The following is a 19,666-nucleotide window of genomic DNA, read 5'->3' as shown; positions in this document are numbered from 1 at the left end:
GTCTGGAAATAAGGAGAACGCGACGATGCGCAGAATTTTGTTGGCAGCGCTGCCCCTGGTGTTGGCGGCCTGCTCGATCGACCAGAACCGGCTGGGGCATTTTGTCACCCAGACCGTGCAGCCCGGCATGCCGATGGAGCAGGCGCTGGTGCGCATGCAGGCCGAGGGCTTTTATTGCAACGCCGGCAGCGGCGCCGAGGCGGTGATCAGTTGCACCCGCACCTACGAGCGCCTGCTGCAAAAGAATTGTGTGGAGCGCGTCGATCTCGTGCGCAGCGCCACGTCCGCTAAAACCGTCGGCGCCATCGATGTGCTGGAAGTGAAGTGCCCCAAATAATGAAGCGTCCCCGTTTTTTGCCGGATAACTTTACGCTGGCGATGATCGTCACCGTGCTACTCGCCAGTGTGTTCCCTTGCCACGGCCAGGGTGAAATCATCTTCAACAACATCACGCACGTGGCTGTGTCGCTGCTGTTCTTCCTGCACGGCGCCAAGCTGTCGCGCGAGGCGGTGATCGCCGGCATCACGCACTGGCGGCTGCACCTGCTGGTGATGCTGTGCACGTTTGCGCTGTTCCCGCTGCTGGGGCTGGTGTTGAAGCCGGTCTTGTCGCCGCTGGTGACGCCCGACCTGTACCTCGGCATCCTGTTCCTGTGCATGCTGCCGTCCACCGTGCAGTCGTCGATCGCCTTCACGGCGGCGGCGCGCGGCAACGTGCCGGCGGCGATATGCAGCGCGTCGGCGTCCAACCTGTTCGGCATCTTCATCACGCCGGTGCTGGTCGGCTTGCTGACCTCGGCGCAGATGGCCGGCGGTTCGCCGCTGGAGTCGGCCTTGCAGATCGCCTTGCAGCTGCTGCTGCCGTTCATCGCCGGCCAGATCGCGCGGCGCTGGATCGGCGGCTGGGTCGAGCGCAACAAGGCGCTGACGCGGCTGGTCGATCAGGGCTCGATCCTGCTGGTGGTGTACACCGCCTTCAGCGAGGCGGTCGGGCAGGGCTTGTGGCACGAGGTGTCGTGGGGCACGCTGGCCGGGCTAATGGTGATCAATGTGGTGCTGCTGGGATTGGTGATGTTCATCAGCGCCCAGGCCGCGCGCCGGCTTGGCTTCAACCGCGAGGACCGGATTGCGATCGTGTTCTGCGGCTCCAAGAAGAGCCTGGCCAGCGGCGTGCCGATGGCCAAGGTGCTGTTTGCCGGCGGCGCGCTGGGCGCCGTGGTGCTGCCGCTGATGCTGTTCCACCAGCTGCAGCTGATGGTGTGCGCCGTGCTGGCACAGCGCTACGCCCAAGAGGTGGATTAGTGCTTGGCTTCGCCGGCCGGCAGTAAGGTCTCGACCGGGGCGTTGCTGGCGAACAGCTGCGCGCAATCGACCTGGTCGTACTCGTAGTGCTTGCCGCAGAAGTCGCAGTTGACGCCGACGTGGCCCTGCTCGGCGAGCACGCTGTCGATTTCCTCGCGGCCCAGCATCTTCAGCATATTGCCGACCTTCTCGCGCGTGCAGCTGCAGTGGAACTGCGGGTGCAGCGGATCGAACACGCGGATGGTCTCCTCCCAGAACAAGCGCTGGATCAGCACGTCGATGCCGGTGTCCAGCAGCTCCTGCTCCTTCAGCGTGGAACCCAGCATCACGGCGCGGTTCCAGGTTTCCAGCGCCTCTTCCTCGCTGACCGGCGTGGCCTCGGCCTTGCCGCCGTGGTGCGGCAGCTTTTGCAGCAGCAGGCCGCGCGAGACGTTGTCGTCGGCCGCCAGCCACAGCTTGGTGTCCAGCTGTTCCGAACGCAGCATGTAGTTTTCGATGACGGTGCTGACGTCGTCGCCGTCCAGCGGCACGATGCCCTGGTACGGCTGCTGGCCCGGCACTTTTTCCAGCGGGTCGAGGGTGATGATGAAGCGGCCCTTGCCGTGCTCGTTCAGCAGCGCGGTCAGCGTGGCGTCGTCGGCAATCGCGGCGTCCGGATTCAGCTTGGCGGTGGCGCGCAGGCGCAGGTCGGCGTCGCACTCGACCACCAGCAGGCGCACCGGACCGTCGCCATGGATCTGCATGATGATCGAGCCGTTGAACTTCAGGTTGGCCGACAGCAGCGCGGCGGCGGCCGTCATCTGGCCCAGCACTTTCTTGACCGCGACCGGGTAGTGGTGGCGCGACTGCACTTCGCGCCAGGTGGCGGAGATGTCGATCAATTCGCCGCGCACGGCGGCGTTGTCGAAGATGAATTTCTGCAGGGTGTCCTGGCCGATGGTGGTGGTGCTCATTATTTATCCGATCTTGTTGAGTTGCGTCTTGAACAGTTGGGCGCGCTGGACATAGCTGGCGGCGCTGCCTTGCAGGGCGGCCACTTCCTCCGCCGTCAGCTGGCGCGCCACCTTGGCCGGCGCGCCGATGATCAGCGCGTGGTCGGGAAAGGTCTTGCCTTCGGTGACCAGTGCGCCGGCGCCGACCAGGCAGCCGTTGCCAATGGTGGCGCCGTTGAGGATCACCGCCTGGATGCCGACCAGCGAGCCGTCGCCGATGGTGCAGCCGTGCAGCATGGCCTGGTGGCCGATGGTGACGTTGCGGCCCACGGTCAGCGGGTAGCCGATGTCGGTGTGCATCACCGTGCCTTCCTGGACATTGCTGTTGTCGCCGATGGTGATACGCTCGTTATCGCCGCGCAGCGTGGCGCCGAACCACACCGAGCTGTGTTCGTGCAGGGTCACCTTGCCAATCACAGTGGCAGAATCGGCAACAAATGACGATGCGGCAATCTCGGGCGTGTGATCGCCCAGTTGGTATATTGACATTGGAACCTGGCTGTGTACGGTGGGATGACGCTATTTTACGCTTGCGCGCCTAGCGAACGGTCGTGCTATTATTTTGCTTCACGCTAGCAAGTGTCCGATATGGCGCTGGCCCCCGTATTTTCAAGGCAGAGAGAATGAACCTCCACAAACCGTCCCGATCCGAGTTCCTGACCATCCGCGGCCTGCGCTGCCACGTGCGCCACTGGGGCAGGGAAGGCGCGCCCAAGCTGTTCATGCTGCACGGCTGGATGGACGTGGGCGCCTCGTTCCAGTTCGTGGTGGACGCCTTGCAGGGCGACTGGCACGTGATCGCGCCGGACTGGCGCGGCTTTGGCCTGTCGCAGCGCAGCGGCCTGGACACCTACTGGTTCCCCGACTACCTGGCCGACCTGGACGCCATCCTGCGCCACTACTCGCCGGACCAGGCGGTCTACCTGCTGGGGCACAGCATGGGCGGCAACATCGTCGGCCTGTACGCCGGCGCGCGGCCGGAACGCATCCGCAAGCTGATCAACCTGGAAGGCGCCGGCCTCAAGGGCGCCAGGCCGGAGCAGGCGCCGGGCCGCTACGCCAAGTGGCTGGACGGCCTGCTGGAACAGCCGGAGATGCGCAGCTACCCGAGCCAGGCCGCCGTCGCCGCGCGCCTGCAAAAGACCAATCCCCGCCTCAGCGACGACAAGGCCGCCTTCCTGGCGCAGCACTGGTCGGCGCAGAACGACGCCGGCGAATGGGAAATCCTCGGCGACCCGGTGCACAAGCAGGCCGGGCCGCTGCCCTACCATGTGGACGACGTCATGGCCTGCTGGCAGGCGATCAGCGCGCCGGTGCTGTGGGTCGAGGCCGACCAGACCAATATGTGGGACTGGATGGGCGCCAGGCCGGCCGGCCGCGTCGAGCTGGAGCGCCGCCTCGGCCACCTGCGCGACGTCACCAAAAAAATGGTGCATGACGCCGGCCACATGCTGCACCACGACCAGCCGCTGGCGCTGGCGCAGATGATCGAAGCATTCCTCGCCGCCTGAGCCCCGGGTCGTTCCGGCGCAGGCCGGAACCCATGGAACGCAAGCATGGCATGCTGTCCGCTGTGTATGGATTCCGGCCTGCGCCGGAATGACGGAGCAAACGCTGACTTTGACGGAGCAAACGCAGACTTGGATGTACAATGACAGCCATGAAAGTCGACCTGCATTGTCATTCCAACGTTTCCGATGGCGTCCTGGCGCCGGCCGCCGTGGCGGAGTACGCGCGCAAGGCGGGCGTCGAGGCCTGGGCGCTGACCGACCACGACGAGGTCGGCGGCATTGCCGCCGCGCGCGCGGCGGCCGAGGCGCAGGGCATGCGCTTTGTCCCCGGCGTGGAAATCTCGATTACCTGGGCCAACGAGACGGTGCACATCGTCGGCCTGCAAATCGATGAGCACAACCGCGCGCTGGTAGAAGGCCTGGCCTGCACCCGCTCCGGCCGCGACAATCGCGGCCGCGAGATCGCCAAACAGCTGGAGGCCATCGGCATCGACGGCGCCTACGAGGGCGCGCTGAAGTATGTCGGCAACCCGGACCTGATGTCGCGCACGCACTTCGCCCGTTACCTGGTCGAGATCGGCGCCTGCGCCAGCACGGCGGAGGTGTTCAAGAAATACCTGTCCGAAGGCAAACCGGGGTATGTGCCGCATTGCTGGGCTTCGCTGGAGCAGTCGGTCCACTGGATCCGCAACGCCGGCGGCGTGGCGGTGATCGCCCATCCGGGCCGCTACCGCTTCTCGCCGCTGGCGCAGGGCCAGTTGTTCGACGAGTTCAAGCAGCTGGGCGGCGCCGCCATCGAGGTGGTGACCGGCAGCCACACGCCGGACCAGTACCCGGAATACGCGCAGTTGGCAAACTACTACGGCTTCCTGGCCTCGCGCGGCACCGATTTCCACGCGCCGGGCGAGTCCCGCGTCGATTTCGCGGCCTTGCCGCCGCTGCCCGCCAATGTCACGCCGGTCTGGAAGGACTGGTGGTAATTTCCGCTGCCGATTACCGTCGGCAAGTATCTTGATTTTGCGTTAGCCCGGTCTTACCTTATGATTTCGGCAAATTGCCCGTACCGGAGAGAATCATGAAACGCATAATCCTGTTTATCGCCACCAACCTGGCTGTGATGTTGGTGCTGTCCATCGTCCTGTCCCTGCTGGGCATAGGCCGTCCGGGCTCGGGCAGCACGCTGCAACTGGGCAGCCTGCTGGCGTTTTCGCTGGTGGTCGGATTTACCGGCGCCATCTTCTCGCTGCTGATCTCCAAGCCGATGGCCAAGTGGTCGACCGGCGCGCGCGTGATCGACAACCCGTCCAACTCCACCGAGCTGTGGCTGGTGAACACCGTCAAGGCGCTGTCCGAGCGCGCCGGCATCGGCATGCCGGAAGTGGCCGTGTACCAAGGCGAAGCGAACGCCTTCGCCACTGGCGCGTTCAAGAACTCGGCGCTGGTCGCGGTCTCGACCGGCCTGCTGGAAAGCATGAACCGCGACGAGGTCGAAGCCGTGCTGGGCCACGAGGTGGCGCACATCGCCAACGGCGACATGGTCACCATGACGCTGATCCAGGGCGTGACCAACACCTTTGTGGTGTTCCTGGCGCGCATCGTCGGTTTCTTCGTCGACAATATGCTCAACAAGAACGAGGAGCGCCGCGGCCCCGGCATCGGCTACATGATCACCGTGTTTGTCTGCGAAATCGTGTTCGGCCTGGTGGCCTCGCTGATCGTCGCCTGGTTCTCGCGCCAGCGCGAATTCCGCGCCGACGCCGGGTCGGCCAAGCTGCTGGGCAGCACCGTGCCGATGCAGCACGCGCTGGCGCGCCTGAACGGCATGGAGCCGGGCGCGCTGCCGCAGTCGTTTGCCGCCTCGGGCATCACCAACGGCGGCGGCTGGGGCGCGCTGTTCTCGACCCACCCGCCGTTTGAACAGCGCATCGCCGCGCTGCGTAGCGTACAATCCCGAGCATGAGCCAATTTTTCCAGGTCCATCCCGTCAATCCACAGCCGCGCCTGATCAAGCAGGCGGCGCAGATCGTTCACGGCGGCGGCATCGTCGCCGTGCCGACGGACTCCTGCTACGCGCTGGTATGCCACCTGGACGACAAGGGCGCGGTCGAGCGCCTGCGCCGCATCCGCGGCATCGACGAGAAGCATCACCTGACGCTGCTGTGCCGCGACCTGAGCGAGCTGGGCGTCTACGCCCGCGTCGACAACCGCCAGTTCCGCCTGCTCAAGGCGGCCACGCCGGGGCCGTTCACCTTCATCCTGGAGGCGACCAAGTGCGTGCCGCGCCGGCTCAGCCATCCATCGCGCAAGACCATCGGCCTGCGGGTGCCGGAAGATAACATCATGAACGCGCTGCTGGCCGAGCTGGACCAGCCGCTGCTGGGCACGACGCTGATCATGCCGGGCGAAACCGAGCCGCTCAACGACGCCGACATCATCTGCGAACGCCTCGGCAAGCAACTGGAGCTGATCATCGACGGCGGCGCCTGCAGCATGGAGCCGACCACCGTGATCGACCTGACCGGCGACGCGGCGGTGCTGGTGCGCCAGGGCCGCGGCGACGCGGCCGCGGTCGGACTCTGATTCCCCACACACTAGGCGAGGGCGTCGGCCTTTGACGGCGCCGCAAGTAGGCAAACCAGCCTCTGGTAAAATCCCGCTCCATGGATATTGATAGCATTGTTCGGACCGCCACGGTCTACGCCATCCCTGTTCTTTTTGCAATTTCCCTGCATGAAGCCGCACATGGTTACGTCGCCCGCTACTTCGGCGACCCCACCGCCGCCAACGAAGGCCGGCTCACCGCCAATCCGCTCAAGCACATCGACCTGTTCGGCACCGTCATCCTGCCGCTGCTGCTGGCCATCGCGACGTTGCCGCCGCTCGGGTTCGCCAAGCCGGTGCCGGTCGATTTCAGCCGCCTGCGCAATCCGAAAAAGCAGATGATTTTCGTGGCCGCGGCCGGCCCCGGCGCCAACTTTGTCATGGGCCTGGCGTGGATGGCGCTGTGGGTGGTGCTGATCCAGGTGTTCCACACCGATCCGGAAAACTTCTTCATCAAGATGGCCGAAGCCGGCTGGATGGTGAACGCCGCCATGTGCGTGTTCAACCTGATCCCGCTGCCGCCGCTGGACGGCGGCCGCATCGTCACCGGCCTGCTGCCGATGTCGCTGGCGCGGCCGTACGCGCGCATCGAGCGCTACGGCCTGTTCGTGTTCATCGGCCTGGTGCTGGCGATGCAGTTCGGCTTGCTGAACGGCCTACTGCTGCGCGGCATGTACGCGGTGCACCTGGTGTGGCAGGCGCTGATCTACCCCTTGCAGCTGCTGTTTAGCTGAGGCCTGCCATGTATCCCGACCGTGTCGTCTCCGGCATGCGCCCCACCGGCGCGATGCACCTCGGCCACTACCATGGCGCGCTGAAAAACTGGATCAAGATGCAGACCGAGCTGCCGTGTTTGTTCTTCGTGGCCGACTGGCACGCGTTGACCACGCACTACGACGACCCCGCCGTCATCGAACGCAGCACCTGGGACATGCTGATCGACTGGCTGGCGGCCGGCATCGACCCGTCGCAGTCCACGCTGTTCATCCAGTCGCGCGTGCCCGAGCACGCCGAGCTGCACCTGCTGCTGTCGATGGCCACGCCGCTGGGCTGGCTGGAGCGGGTGCCGACCTACAAGGACCAGATCGAGAATCTGGCCAACAAGGACCTGGCCACTTACGGCTTCCTCGGCTATCCGCTGCTGCAGGCGGCCGACGTGCTGATCTACCGCGCCAGCCAGGTGCCGGTGGGTGAGGACCAGGTGCCGCACATTGAAATGATGCGCGAGATCGCGCGCCGGTTCAATCACCTATACGGCAAGGAAAAGGGCTTCGAGGAGAAGGCGCAGGACGCGGTCAAAAAGCTGGGCAGCAAGCGCGCCAGGCTGTACAACGAACTGCGCACCGAATACCAGCAGCACGGCAAGGACGCGGCGCTGGCCCAGGCCAAGGCCATGCTGGACGACGCCCAGAGCCTGTCGATGGGCGACCGCGAGCGCCTGTTCGGCTACCTCGAAGGCAGCCGCAAGCTGATCCTGGTCGAGCCGCAGGCGCGCCTGACCGAGGCCGCCCGCCTGCCGGGGCTGGACGGCCGCAAGATGTCCAAGAGCTACGGCAACGCCATCGCCCTGCGCGAGGACAAGGACACGGTCAGCAAGAAGATCAAGACCATGCCGACCGACCCGGCGCGCGTGCGCCGCAGCGACGCCGGCGACCCCGAGCGCTGCCCGGTGTGGCAGTTCCACCAGGTGTATTCCGACGCGCCGACCAGGGCGTGGGTGGTCAAGGGCTGCACCTCGGCCGGCATCGGCTGCATCGAGTGCAAGCAGCCGGTCATCGACGCCATCATCAAGGAACAGGAGCCCATGCACGAGCGCGCCCAGCCGTATCTGGACGATCCGTCGCTGGTGCGCGCCATGGTTGCCGACGGCAACGACGCGGCCCGCAAGCTGGCGCTGGACACCATGCGCGATGTGCGCGAGGCCATGGGCCTGGCTTATACGTAAAAGCAGGTAAAAAGCGATGAGTGATCACATTTCCCCCTGGGTGCAGCGCTATGCGCCCCTGGTCCCCGGCGGCGCCGTGCTGGACCTCGCCTGCGGCAGCGGCCGCCATTCGCGGCACATGGCCGCGCTCGGCCACGAGGTGGTGGCGGTCGACCGCGACACCACGGCGCTGGCCGCCGCCTGCGGTCCGGGCATCACCACCAGCGCCATCGACCTGGAAGAGGAGGGCGCGGCCTGGCCCTTCGGTCCGCAGCGATTTGCCGGCATCGTGGTCACAAACTACCTGCATCGGCCGCTAATGGGCGCGATGATCGCCAGCCTGGCGCCGAACGGCGTGCTGCTTTACGAGACCTTCGCGGCCGGCAACGAGCAGTTCGGCAAGCCGTCCAATCCGGCCTTCCTGCTGCAGCCGGGCGAGCTGCTGGCGCTGGCCGCCGAGCACGGCCTGCGGGTGGTGGCCTTCGAGGACGGCGTCATCGACCATCCAAAAGCTGCCATGGTGCAACGTCTGTGCGCGGTGAAGGCGGATTTTCCCCGGGAAGCGGCGCTGTTACCGCCATTTTGAGCGTCGATTTGTCCCGCCGAATGCACCACGGCGGCAAGCGATCGACTACAATCGTTGTTTTAATACTTTTAGCAGTGGTTTCCTATGATTAAGGGCAGCATCGTAGCAATCGTCACCCCGATGCACGCAGACGGCAGTCTGGACTTTGAGGGTTTGAACAAGCTGATCGACTGGCACATCGCCGAGGGCACGGACAGCATCGTCATCGCCGGCACCACCGGCGAGTCGGCCACCGTGAGTGTGGAAGAGCACTGCGCGCTGATCAAGGCGACGGTTGCCCACGCCAAGGGCCGCATTCCAATCATCGCCGGCGCCGGCGCCAACTCGACCGCCGAGGCGATCAAGCTGACCCGCTACGCCAAGGAAGCCGGGGCCGACGCCACGCTGCAAGTAGTGCCCTACTACAACCGTCCCACCCAGGAAGGCATGTACCAGCACTTCAAGGCCATCGCCGAGGCGGTGGACCTGCCGGTCATCCTGTACAACGTGCCGGGCCGCACCGTGGCCGACATGAGCAATGACACCATCCTGCGCCTGGCCGCCATCCCCAACATCGTCGGCGTCAAGGACGCCACCGGCAATATCGGCCGCGGCTACGACCTGCTGCGCCTGGCGCCGAAATCGTTCGCGGTCTACTCGGGCGACGACCCGACCGCCATGGCCCTGATGCTGGCTGGCGGCGCCGGCAACATCTCGGTCACCGCCAACGTGGCGCCGCGCGCCATGGCCGACATGTGCCGCGCGGCCATCGCCGGCGACATCGCCCAGGCCGTCGAGCTGAACAATAAAGTGTTCCCGCTGCACCAGAAACTGTTCATCGAGCCCAATCCGGTGCCGGTCAAGTGGGCGCTGGCGGAAATGGGCAAGATGCCGGCCGGCATCCGCCTGCCGCTGGTGCCGCTGGCGGACGGTTATCATGAGGCAGTCCGCTCGGCCCTGCGCGAAGCCGGCGTGCTGTAATCCCGTCGCAACGAACAACGAGCCCCGACCTGGGTCGGGCCATATTTTGCTGCACTTCAGCTTCTTAAAACAGTAACGACATGACTATTCGCAAGACAGCTTTTATTTCCTCGCAGCGCGCGCTGGTGGTGGGCGCAGTGGTAGCCACCGTGACCAGCCTGAGCGGCTGCGGCATGATCGGCTCGGTGGTCGGCAACGACAAGGTGGACTACAAGTCCGCCAAGAAGGCCAGCACGCTGGACGTGCCGCCGGACCTGACCCAGCTGCAAAAAGATAACCGCTACTCGCTGCCGGATTCCAATAACGGCGTGGCCACCGCGTCCGGCTACAACGCCTCCAAGGCGGCCCAGTCGGGCGCGCTGAACCAGGGCACCGTGGTGGTGCCGGGCCAGCCGGCCGCCGGCACCGTGGTGCAGATGAGCCTGAGCGACATCAAGGTCGAGCGCGACGGCAACCAGCGCTGGCTGGTGGTCAAGCAGACGCCAGAACAGCTGTGGCCGCAACTCAAGCAGTTCTGGGAAGACTCGGGCTTCACGCTGTCGGAAGAGGCGCCGGCCGCCGGCATCATGGAAACCGAGTGGAATGAAAACCGCGCCAAGATCCCGCAGGACTGGATCCGCAACACGGTCGGCAAGGTGTTCGACTCGCTGTATTCGAGCGGCGAGCGCGACAAGTTCCGCACCCGCATCGAGCGCCGCGCCGACGGCTCCAGCGAGATCTACATCAGCCACCGCGGCGTGCAGGAAGTGGCCACCGGCGCCGAGAAGGAAACCACCAAGTGGATGCCGCGCCCGAACGATCCGGGCCTGGAGGCGGAATTCCTGGCGCGCCTGATGAACAAGCTGGGCAATGGCGGCGAGCAGCTGGCGTCGGCCAAGACCGCCGTCGAGACGGCCATCGTGCAGCCGCAGCACGCGTCGCTGGTGGGCACCGGCGCCGACCGCGCGGTGCAGGTGGACGAGGGCTTCGACCGCGCCTGGCGCCGCGTCGGCCTGGCGCTGGACCGCGCCGGCTTCACCGTGGAAGACCGCGACCGCACCCAGGGTATTTACTTCGTGCGTTATATCAACGATAGCGCTGAAAGCAAAGGCTTCTTCAGCAAGCTGTTTAGCTGGGGTTCGTCGGACGAGGCGGATAAGGAAGCGCAGCGCTACCGTATTTCGGTCAAGGCCAGCGAGGGCAATACCAGTATCGTCAAGGTGCTGAACAATTCGGGCCAGCCGGATACCACGCCGGTCGGCGAGAAGATCGCCACGCTGCTGCACGAGCAGTTGAAGTAATTAAAAAAGCCGGCGCAAGCCGGCTTTTTTAATTCCCGGGAGTTTATCGATAAACTCGCGGACGAAAAAAAACCGGCCGAAGCCGGTTTTTTTCCGCTAGCTGATATTACTTCGAAGCAGCTGGAGCAGCGGCAGCAGCCGAAGCGGCTTGCGAAGCGGCAGCAGCGGCGTCAGCAGCAGCCGAAGCAGCTTGCGAAGCGGCAGCAGCAGCGTCAGCAGCTGGTGCTGGAGCTGGAGCTGGTGCTGGAGCAGCTTCTGGAGCAGCTACTGGAGCTGGTGCAGGAGCGGCTTCTTCTTTTTTCGAGCAAGCAGCCAGAGCAACAGCCAGCAGGGAGGCGATCAGCAGGGATTTTTTCATGGATTTTCCTTAGTTAATTCAAAAATTAAACACAGTGTTGCGATTAATAATTACCGGTAATTATCGCTCATTAGGTCGTCTTCGAAGGCTTTCGTACCTAAAAGGTGCCTACCAGACAACGGAAACTTCCTAGCCGAATATTATAGCGATTTTTAGTGCATCGCAATAGTTCCATAGACCTAACACATAACTATTTTGCGATATCGCAACATTTCGTTTTGGACCTCAGTTGTCGTCTAGTCCGGCTAACTACCGTGTTGGCAGCATTTTACTCCGAACTGGCTCATAATCCAGTTGAGTTTGCTATCAAACCGGTTGCGGATTCTATCCAAATTGTAAGGAAACGTTCCGCGCTGGTGCGCAGGTCTTCCGGTCCGTTAAAAATGGCTTCCCCACGGAAATGATCGGCGTGAAAACGGCGCACGATGTCGCGCTGGTCGGCGATGCAAAAGGAGTCGGTCAGCTGGCGCAACGCCGGACTGGTGCGGCGCAGTTCGATCAGATGGCCGTAGTCCTTCAGCAGGCGCAGCAAGCGCGGCGCCTCGCGCTCGAGCTGGCGGCCATCGTGCGCCACCAGCTGCAGCCGGCCGCCGCCGCGCAGGAAGCGGCGCAGCTCGGCCTCGGTGGCGCTGCTGCCCAGTTGCCAGATGGCGTAATCGGGATCGAACATCTGCAGCGTCTGCCGGGCGCGGGACAGGCAGGTGGCCAGGTGCTGCTGGAACTCGGCCCGCGTGGAAAAGGGAATCGCCTGTCTGTCCATGCTGCCTCCTTGATTAGCCCAGCTCGACCCAGCCGTCCTGGTACCAGGTGTACAGCGCTTCCAGCACGTCGTCCGAGGCGGCGGCGAACTCGGCGCCCTCCAGCCGGCGGTTGTTGGCCAGCAGTTCCAGCGTGGCCTTGTCCTGCTTGCCCACGCCGAACGATTCGCCGTTGATGAACACGTGCTTGCCGCGATACAGCATCTGCGTCTTGCGCGACAACACCAGGCCTTTCTTCATGACGGCGTCGCCGAACTTGCCGACGGTGAGCGGCTTGGCCGGGCCGGTGAAGAACACATTGTGTTTCGGCTCGCTCATGTACTCGCCGAAGAAGATGGTGATGTCCTCCTCGGTGAAGCGCACCTTGTTCAGCTGCTCGGTCAGCGCGGCCAGCATGTGGCGCGGGATCTCGGCTGGCTTGCTGGTCGGCTCCAGCTCCGGATCGGCGTAGCGTCCCGGCAGGTCGATCGAGTCGGCCATGAACTGCAGGAAGTTCTCGCCCAGCTCCTGGTAGGACGGCGAGCGGAAGCCGATCGAATAGGTCTGGCAGTCGCCGATGGCGATGCCGTCATGCGCGTAGTGCGGCGGCAGGTACAGCATGTCGCCGGGGTTGAGCACGAATTCCTCGTCCGGCGTGAAGTTGGCGAGGATCTTCAGCGGCAGGCCGTCGATCAGCGTCAGGTCTTTTTGCGGGCCGATCTGCCAGCGGCGCTGGCCCTGCGCCTGCAGCAGGAACACGTCGTAGGAATCGAAATGCGGACCGACGCCGCCGCCATCGGTGGCGAAGCTGATCATCAAATCGTCGAGGCGCGCGTCCGGCAGGAAGCGGAACTGGCGCAGCAAGTCGTCGGCCTTGGCGTCGAACAGGTTGACGCCCTGGACCAGCATGGTCCATTCGCGCTGGTCGCGCGGCGGCAGGGAGTCCAGGGGACCGTGCTGCATCGCCCATTCGCCACCGAAGCCGGTGACCAGGCGCGATTCGGCGTGGTTGGTGGAGGCCAGTTTGGTCAGCGCGTCCATGCTCAGCAGCGGCTTGAAGCCGGGGATGGCGTTGCGGATCAGGAGTGGCTTTTTGTGCCAGTATTCGCGCAGGAACTGCGCCGGCGTGATGTTGCCGAGGAGGGGGAGTTTTTTCATACCCGCATTATAAACCCGCACCACGTGAGAGGGGTCTGACCCCGTACGGGGTCAGACCCCGCGACGGACCGCCGTGCGGGGTACTCATCAGCGCGTGTGCAGCCACCTTGCATGCGCGGCGCGGGCCAGGAAGTCGAGGCTGTACCCCAATAAACCAATCAGCACGATCGCCGCCATCAGCTCGTTGTACGCCAGCCGGTCGCGCGCGTCCAGGATGAAGTAGCCCAGGCCCGCCGATACGCCCAGCATCTCCGCCGGCACCAGCACAATCCAGATGATGCCGATCGCCAGCCGCACCCCGGTCAGGATGTCGGCCGTGATCCCCGGCAGCACCACCCGCAGCACCGTCTCGCCGCGCGTGGCGGACAGGCTGCGCGCCAGCAGCAGCCAGTTCGGGTCCAGCCGCGCCACGCCGGTGGCGGTGTTCAGCAAAATCGGCCACACCGCCGCAAACGCCAGCAGGAAGTACACCGGCGCGTCGCCCACGCCCAGGGTCATCACCGCCAGCGGCATCCACGACAACGGCGACACCATGCGCAGCAACTGGAACAACGGCATGGCCGCCGCCGCGAAGCGCTGCGAGCTGCCCACCAGCACCCCCAGCGGAATGCCGATCAGCGCCGCCGCCAGCAGGCCGCAGCCCACCCGCCGCAGACTGAGGCCGATGTCGCGCCAGATGTCCGGCCCTTGCAGCATCGCCGCCAGCGCCCGCGCGGCTTCCAGCGGCGCGAACGACGCCGCGATCGGCGTGTCTTTCTCCAGCGCCGTCACGCCGGCTTGCCACAACAGCAGCGCCGCCGCAAAGCCCAGCAGCGGCAGGCCAAATCGTCGCAGCACCATCAGATCGCCAGCGTTTCGGTGCGCATCAGGTTAGCCGGCAGGCCAAAGGCTTGTGGACCGCCGACGGCGGTAATCGCCTTGCGCACGAAGCGGTCGTCCACCAGGTCCTTCGCCACCACGGCCGGATCGAGTTTGTGCAGGAAGCCGGTGTCGCCCTCCAGGCGTACTTTTTGCAGCGAACGCACCATCTGCTCGGTGTACGAGGCAAACGGGTAGGGCTGGAAGTCGATGCGGCGCTGGTTCCAGTCCTTGTGCACGATGATGCCGCTCTTTTCGTAGTCGGCGTAATCGGTCACGGTCAGCACCTTGGACAGCACCTGCAGCGCGTGCGGCGTGTACTTGTGGCTGTCGCCATTGGACAGCAGGCGCGCGGTGTCGAGCTGGTTGGAGCGCGTCCACAGCTGTGCCTTGACGATGGCGTTGGTAACGCGCTGCGCCCACTCCGGACGGGTACTGATGTCGCGCTCCGACAGGAAGGTGACGCAGCAGGCGTGGTTTTTCCACACGTCGCCGGAGAAGCGCAGCACCTTGCCGACGCCGGTGGTTTCTGCCAGCGCGTTGAACGGCTCGGCCACAATGAAGCCGGCGATCGACTTGCTGGCCAGCGCCGACACCATCTCGGCCGGCGCCAGCACCACCAGGTTGACCTCCTTCGGCCCGATGCTGCCGTCACGGCCCTTGCTCACCACCGACAGGCCGTTCTTGGCCAGAATGTCCTGCAGCAGCACGTTGTGGATCGAGTACCAGAAGGGAATCGCCACCGTCTTGCCACCCAGGTCGGTGACTTTGTTGATGTCCTTGGCCACGGTCAGCGCCGAGCCGTTGATGTGGTTCCACGCCACTACCTTGGCCGGGAATTTGGCGCCGTAGCGCACCGACATGGTGGCCGGCGACAGCAGGTGGATCACGTTGACCTGGCCGGAGACGAAGGCCTCGATGATCTGCGCCCAGCTGCGGAACAGCCGTGGTGTCTCGGCTTGCAGACCCTCTGCCTCGAACAGCTTGCGGCCGTGCGCCACCAGCAATGGCGTGGCGTCGGTGATCGGCAGGTAGCCGATCTTGACCGGCTGGTCGTCGCCTTTCGGGCCTTGCTGCGCCATGGCGTCGCCGGCGAACAGCAGTGGCGCCGCCACGCTGGCGGTGCCGAGCGCGGACACGCGCAGGAAGTCGCGCCGGGTCATGCCGCAGTCGCAGCCGGAGGACAGGCAGATGTGAGGTGGTTTGGTCATGCGATGCTTTCTGTTGTGGTAGTGGTAATGGTGCGCAGGCCTTGCAGCGCGGCCAGGATGTCGAGGCGCAGCGCGGCCACGCCGGCGCCGTCGGCCAGGCGCGGGCGTGGCAGGTCGACCCGCCATTCGCGCACGATGGCGCCGGGCCGGCCGCCCATCAGCACGATGCGGTCGGCCACCAGGATCGCTTCGTCGATGTCGTGCGTGACCAGCAGCGCGGCGGTGTGCCAGCGGTGCACCACGTCGACCAGCAGCGTTTGCATTTCGGCGCGGGTGATGGCGTCCAGCGCGGAGAAGGGCTCGTCGGCGAACAGCAGCGCCGGCTGGCGCGCCAGCGCGCGGGCCAGCGCCACGCGCTGCGCCATGCCGCCGGAGAGGGCGGCCGGGTAGCGCTTCTCGCTGCCGGCCAGGCCGACGGCGGCGATGGCGTCGTGCACGCGCCGCCCGTGCTCCTGGCGCGTGATCTTGGGCTGGCGCGCGAAGTCGAGGCCAAAGCCGACGTTGGCCGCGACGTTCAGCCAGGGCAGCAGGCTGGCTTGCTGGAACACCAGCGCGCTGCGCGGACTTGGCTCGGTCAGCGGCGCGCCGAGGAACTGCACGCTGCCGGCGCTGGGCGGCTGCAGGCCGGCCAGCACGCGCAGCAGCGTCGACTTGCCGCAGCCGGAGCCGCCCAGCAGCGCCACAATCTCGCGCGGCCGCACGCCGAGCGAGATGCCGGTGAAGGTGGGCGTGCCGCCGGCGTAGGCGAACGCCAGACCGTCGGCGCGCAGCGCCCAGCCTTCCGCCGGCGCGGTGGCGCCGCTGCCGCCGCTGCCGCGGTCGCGGTCACCGCCGGTGCCGTCGGTATTGCCGATGGCGTCGATAGTACCGGCGCTCATTGCGTCGCCGCGTGCTTGGCCAGCGCCGCCTGCAGTTGCGTGATGCTGGGCGTGATGACCGGAATGAAGGCCGACTCGCGCCAGCGCCGCGCGAAGCCGTCCTCCTCCTGCATCAGATAGGCGTGGCCGCCCTTGGCCTGCAGCTCCAGCGTGACCGCACGCTGCACCAGTTCCGCCAGCGCGATGCGCAGCTTGAACATCTGCGGCGCGGCGGCCACGAAGCAGCCGTCGGCCACGCCGTCCAGCAGTTGCCGCGTGAGGTCGGCCAGCGCCTGGCGCGCGCCGGCGATGTCGTCGCTCAGCTGGCCGCGTCCCTTGGCCGCGACCTGCGCGGCCTTCTCCAGCGCGGCGTCGGCCAGGCCGATCGACATCCCGCACTGCATGCCAAGGAAGGCGGGACGCACCCGCGCCAGCCACTGCGGCGCTTGCGGCGCGATCACGTGATCGGCCGGCGCCGCCACGTCCTCCAGTTTGATGGCGGCGGTGTGACTGCCGCGCAGGGCGATCAGCGGCAGGTTGTCGCTGCGCCGCACGCCCGCGTCCTCGCTGGCGAACATCGCCACCAGCGGCGTGTCGCCGTCAACCGGCGCCACCGCGGCGGCGGCAACAAAGCGTTGCGGCCGCAGATTGGTGATCCATGCCAGCTTGCCGTTCAGGCGCCAGCCGTCGCCATCGGCGGTGGCCTGGATCGACAGCGGCTCCATGCCGGACAAGAATTTCATCGCGTTGGACAGGCCGGTGGCGCCGGCCAGCGAGCCGTCCAGCAGCGACGGCAGCAATCGGTCGCGCAGCGCCGTGTTGGGGCTTTGCAGCAGGTACTCGATGAAGCTGCGCTGGCCCCAGTAGACAAAAGCCGCCGTCACCGAATGGCGCGCAATGGCGGCGATGCCGAGAATGGCGTCGCGCGCGTCGCCATAGTCGCCGGGCTCTCCGCCCAGCGCCACCGGAACGCCGGCGCGGAAGCAGCCGTGTGCCGCCAGCGCCGGCAGCACCTCGTCGCTCAGCGCTTCCGATTGATCGAGTGCGTCGGCGTGCCGCGCCAGCCAGTCATGCAGGGCTGCCATGCTTACACCGCGCCCGGCAGGTAGGGCTGCAACTGCGGGTTGACCGGCGTGCCGGCCAGGCTGTTGGCGAAGTTGCACAGCGTGGCCAGGCTGACGCCCAGCACCACTTCCAGCGCCTGCTGCTGGTGGTAGCCGGCGTCCAGGAAGGCTTGCAGCGCGGCGTCGTCGACGGCGCCGCGGCCGGCGATGACCGCCGCCGTGAAGGCGGCCACCGCGTCCAGCCGGGCGTCGCCGGTCGGCGCGCCGGCGTGCAGCGCGCGCACCGCCTCCGCCGGCTGGCCGGCTTTCTTCAGCCAGATGGCGGTGTGGCCGGCCACGCAGAAGTCGCAGCCGTGGATGCGCGCGGCGGTGAGCTGCACCACTTCGCGTTCGGCCAGCGACAGGCTGGCGCGCGCGTTGATGCCGGAAACGGTCAGATAGGTCTCCAGCGCCGCCGGCGCATTGGCCAGCACGCCGATCAGGTTGGGCAGGTAGCCGTTGTTGGCGATGGCTTTTTCGACGAAGGGACGGCTGTCTTCAGGCGCGGTTTCCAGGGTGTGCAGGGTGAGGCGGGACATGATGTGCTTTCTTTAACAGTGACGACATATTATCAGCGCCACGCGCTTTCGCCACCATGTCCAAAAGTCGCGGTTTTGTGTTCAAACGTCTTTTTATGCGGCGGCCCGCGACTGGCGGCGGTAGGCGCCGGGCTGTTCGCCGACGATGCGCTTGAAGGCGCGGGTGAACGCGGCATGCGATTGATAGCCCACGTGGCTGGCCGCTTGCTCGACCGAATCGCCGGCGTGGAGGCGCTGCGTGGCCAGGCGCATGCGCAGGTGCAGCAGGAACTGCGCCGGCGTGACGCCGCCGGCGCCGGTGAAGTGCTTGCAGAAGGCCGCGCGCGACATGTGCGCGGCGGCCGCCATGCGCGCGATCGACCAGTCCTGGCCGGGGCTGCGCAGCATCTGGTCCAGCAGCGCCATGAACTCGCCGCGCTGCGCCAGCGCCAGCAGGCCCGCGCTCAGCGCCTCGCGCTGGCTGGCGTGGCGGATCAGGTAAAAGAACAGCAGTTCCACCAAGCGCGCGATCAGCGGCGACGGCCGCTGGGGATCGCTGTCCGTCTCGGCCAGGATCATGTCGAACAGCGCGGCGGTGTGGCCCAGCGCCGGATCGCCGCTGCGGCACACCAGGTATTCGGGGAAGGAGGCGATCACCAATGGACTGAGCGCGCCGCTGAAGCGGAAGAAGCCGCAGGCCAGGCCGGCGCTGCCCGGCGCCGGCGGCCCGCCCAGCGGGCGCATGGCCTGGCGCGCGATCGGCGCGGCCGGATCGGGCGACGAGCTCAGGTAGTGCGGCACGTCGCTCATCAGGAAGACGCCGTCCCGCGCGTGCAGCCGCAGCGGCGCCTGGCCGTCCAGGTGCAGATAGCAGTCGCCCTCCAGCACCAGGTGGAAGCTGGCCAGCGCCTGGCCGGCCGTGGACACCCGCCACGGCCCGCAATAGCGGCCGACGTGCAGGGCGGCGGCGTCCAGCTCGATGCTGGTCAGCAGCCATTGGGCGAGTTTGTCGGAGGTGGCGGCTTGCATGGCTGTGATTGTAGAGCGTGTGGCGTGCCGCGGCCAGCACGGATTCGGCATATCCTTATGCGTCCGCTGCGCAAAACGGCGTGGCGCTGATCCAAGGTATAATCGACGGCTATTTACTGAAAGGAAGTACAACATGAAGATTGCCAAGAATACAGTCGTGACTGTGAATTACAAACTGTCCGATGCCCAGGACAATCTGATCGAAGACGGCCGTCAGCCCATGGTTTACCTGCACGGCGGCTACGAGAACACGCTGCCGAAGATCGAGGAAGAACTGGACGGCAAGGATGTCGGCTACGCGTCGATCATCCAGATCGAGCCGGAAGACGCCTTTGGCGACTACGACGCCTCGCTGGTCAAGGTGGAAGAGCGCAACCGCCTGCCGGAACCGCTGGAAGTGGGCATGCAGTTCGAAGGCATGCCGGACGGCGAGGGCGGCGCGGAAGAGGCCATGATCTTCACCGTGACCGACATCGCTGACGACAAGGTGGTCCTGGACGGCAATCACCCGCTGGCCGGCATGGCGCTGCGTTTCTCGCTGAACGTGGTGGACGTGCGCGAAGCCACCGATGAGGAAATCGCCCACGGCCACGTGCACGGCGCCCACGGCCACCACCACGGTGACGAGGACGACGAGGGCGAAGAGGGCGATCACGTCGCCATCCACCCGATTCACTAAGC

23 protein-coding genes are annotated in these 19,666 nt (G+C 66.0%); 12 read left to right on the top strand and 11 right to left on the bottom strand.

Features of this window, described 5'->3' with window-relative positions; translation table 11 throughout:
• The first annotated feature begins 25 nt into the window (after positions 1-25).
• Both FHW58_RS12215 and FHW58_RS12210 read left to right on the top strand, forming a co-directional pair.
• Positions 26-337 carry a hypothetical protein gene (locus FHW58_RS12215; protein ID WP_179673434.1) on the top strand — a complete coding sequence of 104 codons (312 nt, stop codon included), beginning with the start codon at positions 26-28 and terminating at the stop codon, positions 335-337.
• Entirely contained in the window at positions 337-1,302 is a 966-nt protein-coding gene (locus FHW58_RS12210) for a bile acid:sodium symporter family protein (protein WP_179673433.1), read from the top strand. Before FHW58_RS12215 ends, FHW58_RS12210 begins: the two co-directional genes overlap by 1 nt.
• On the opposite strand, the gene hslO is transcribed toward FHW58_RS12210, so the two are convergent.
• Both hslO and FHW58_RS12200 read right to left on the bottom strand, forming a co-directional pair.
• Entirely contained in the window at positions 1,299-2,255 is a 957-nt protein-coding gene (hslO, locus tag FHW58_RS12205; RefSeq protein ID WP_179673432.1) for an Hsp33 family molecular chaperone HslO, read from the bottom strand. The genes FHW58_RS12210 and hslO overlap by 4 nt on opposite strands.
• Positions 2,256-2,258: 3 nt before the next feature.
• On the bottom strand, positions 2,259-2,783 hold the full coding sequence (locus tag FHW58_RS12200; protein ID WP_179673431.1) for a gamma carbonic anhydrase family protein: 525 nt from the start codon (positions 2,781-2,783) through the stop codon (positions 2,259-2,261).
• Positions 2,784-2,917: 134 nt separating this feature from the next.
• Here FHW58_RS12200 and FHW58_RS12195 point away from each other — a divergent pair, with 134 nt between their 5' ends.
• The 9 genes from FHW58_RS12195 to bamC all read left to right on the top strand — a co-directional run bounded on the left by FHW58_RS12195 (position 2,918) and on the right by bamC (position 11,156).
• Positions 2,918-3,805, top strand: coding sequence for an alpha/beta fold hydrolase (locus FHW58_RS12195; protein ID WP_179673430.1), 888 nt, complete (start codon positions 2,918-2,920; stop codon positions 3,803-3,805).
• 140 nt (positions 3,806-3,945) lie between these two features.
• Complete coding sequence (locus FHW58_RS12190) at positions 3,946-4,785, top strand: 3',5'-nucleoside bisphosphate phosphatase (protein ID WP_179673429.1); 840 nt, start codon at positions 3,946-3,948, stop codon at positions 4,783-4,785.
• A 95-nt stretch (positions 4,786-4,880) separates the two neighbouring features.
• The gene (gene htpX / locus FHW58_RS12185) at positions 4,881-5,765 is read left to right on the top strand and encodes a protease HtpX (RefSeq protein WP_179673428.1); all 885 of its coding nucleotides are present in this window, start codon (positions 4,881-4,883) and stop codon (positions 5,763-5,765) included.
• On the top strand, positions 5,762-6,385 hold the full coding sequence (locus FHW58_RS12180) for an L-threonylcarbamoyladenylate synthase (protein ID WP_179673427.1): 624 nt from the start codon (positions 5,762-5,764) through the stop codon (positions 6,383-6,385). The genes htpX and FHW58_RS12180 overlap by 4 nt, the downstream gene beginning before the upstream one ends.
• An 80-nt stretch (positions 6,386-6,465) precedes the next feature.
• Complete coding sequence (locus FHW58_RS12175; protein ID WP_179673426.1) at positions 6,466-7,140, top strand: site-2 protease family protein; 675 nt, start codon at positions 6,466-6,468, stop codon at positions 7,138-7,140.
• Positions 7,141-7,148: 8 nt separating this feature from the next.
• A complete protein-coding gene (locus FHW58_RS12170; RefSeq protein WP_179673425.1) occupies positions 7,149-8,351 on the top strand; it encodes a tryptophan--tRNA ligase in 1,203 nt (400 codons plus the stop codon).
• A gap of 16 nt (positions 8,352-8,367) precedes the next feature.
• Positions 8,368-8,916 (top strand): bifunctional 2-polyprenyl-6-hydroxyphenol methylase/3-demethylubiquinol 3-O-methyltransferase UbiG, encoded by a 549-nt coding sequence (locus tag FHW58_RS12165; RefSeq protein ID WP_179673424.1) that lies wholly within the window; start codon positions 8,368-8,370, stop codon positions 8,914-8,916.
• 84 nt (positions 8,917-9,000) lie between these two features.
• Positions 9,001-9,876 carry a 4-hydroxy-tetrahydrodipicolinate synthase gene (gene dapA / locus FHW58_RS12160; RefSeq protein ID WP_179673423.1) on the top strand — a complete coding sequence of 292 codons (876 nt, stop codon included), beginning with the start codon at positions 9,001-9,003 and terminating at the stop codon, positions 9,874-9,876.
• Positions 9,877-9,956: 80 nt separating this feature from the next.
• Positions 9,957-11,156, top strand: coding sequence for an outer membrane protein assembly factor BamC (gene bamC, locus FHW58_RS12155; protein ID WP_179673422.1), 1,200 nt, complete (start codon positions 9,957-9,959; stop codon positions 11,154-11,156).
• A 106-nt stretch (positions 11,157-11,262) separates the two neighbouring features.
• Here the strand turns inward: bamC and FHW58_RS12150 are convergent, their stop codons facing one another.
• From FHW58_RS12150 to FHW58_RS12110, 9 genes are all read right to left on the bottom strand, one after another.
• Positions 11,263-11,514, bottom strand: coding sequence for a hypothetical protein (locus FHW58_RS12150; protein WP_179673421.1), 252 nt, complete (start codon positions 11,512-11,514; stop codon positions 11,263-11,265).
• Between the two features lie 283 nt (positions 11,515-11,797).
• Positions 11,798-12,274 (bottom strand): hypothetical protein, encoded by a 477-nt coding sequence (locus tag FHW58_RS12145; protein WP_179673420.1) that lies wholly within the window; start codon positions 12,272-12,274, stop codon positions 11,798-11,800.
• Positions 12,275-12,287: 13 nt separating this feature from the next.
• Positions 12,288-13,409, bottom strand: coding sequence for a cupin domain-containing protein (locus FHW58_RS12140; protein ID WP_179673419.1), 1,122 nt, complete (start codon positions 13,407-13,409; stop codon positions 12,288-12,290).
• Between the two features lie 87 nt (positions 13,410-13,496).
• A complete protein-coding gene (locus FHW58_RS12135) occupies positions 13,497-14,249 on the bottom strand; it encodes an ABC transporter permease (RefSeq protein ID WP_179673418.1) in 753 nt (250 codons plus the stop codon).
• On the bottom strand, positions 14,249-15,478 hold the full coding sequence (locus FHW58_RS12130) for an ABC transporter substrate-binding protein (RefSeq protein ID WP_179673417.1): 1,230 nt from the start codon (positions 15,476-15,478) through the stop codon (positions 14,249-14,251). Before FHW58_RS12130 ends, FHW58_RS12135 begins: the two co-directional genes overlap by 1 nt.
• Positions 15,475-16,356, bottom strand: a complete 882-nt coding sequence (locus tag FHW58_RS12125; protein ID WP_179673416.1) for an ABC transporter ATP-binding protein — start codon at positions 16,354-16,356, stop codon at positions 15,475-15,477. Before FHW58_RS12125 ends, FHW58_RS12130 begins: the two co-directional genes overlap by 4 nt.
• Positions 16,353-17,420, bottom strand: coding sequence for an acyl-CoA dehydrogenase family protein (locus FHW58_RS12120; protein WP_179673415.1), 1,068 nt, complete (start codon positions 17,418-17,420; stop codon positions 16,353-16,355). The genes FHW58_RS12125 and FHW58_RS12120 overlap by 4 nt, the downstream gene beginning before the upstream one ends.
• Before the next feature lie 2 nt (positions 17,421-17,422).
• On the bottom strand, positions 17,423-17,977 hold the full coding sequence (locus FHW58_RS12115) for a carboxymuconolactone decarboxylase family protein (protein ID WP_179673414.1): 555 nt from the start codon (positions 17,975-17,977) through the stop codon (positions 17,423-17,425).
• A gap of 93 nt (positions 17,978-18,070) precedes the next feature.
• Positions 18,071-18,985 (bottom strand): AraC family transcriptional regulator, encoded by a 915-nt coding sequence (locus FHW58_RS12110; RefSeq protein WP_179673413.1) that lies wholly within the window; start codon positions 18,983-18,985, stop codon positions 18,071-18,073.
• Positions 18,986-19,118: 133 nt separating this feature from the next.
• Between FHW58_RS12110 and FHW58_RS12105 the strand changes: the two genes are divergently transcribed.
• A complete protein-coding gene (locus FHW58_RS12105; protein WP_179673412.1) occupies positions 19,119-19,664 on the top strand; it encodes a peptidylprolyl isomerase in 546 nt (181 codons plus the stop codon).
• Positions 19,665-19,666: the final 2 nt, after the last annotated feature.

The sequence above is a fragment of the Duganella sp. 1224 genome, assembly GCF_013408245.1.
Classification (GTDB): domain Bacteria; phylum Pseudomonadota; class Gammaproteobacteria; order Burkholderiales; family Burkholderiaceae_D; genus Rugamonas.
The sequence above is the reverse complement of the archived record's forward strand: the minus strand, read 5'-3'. Positions and strand labels throughout refer to the sequence as shown.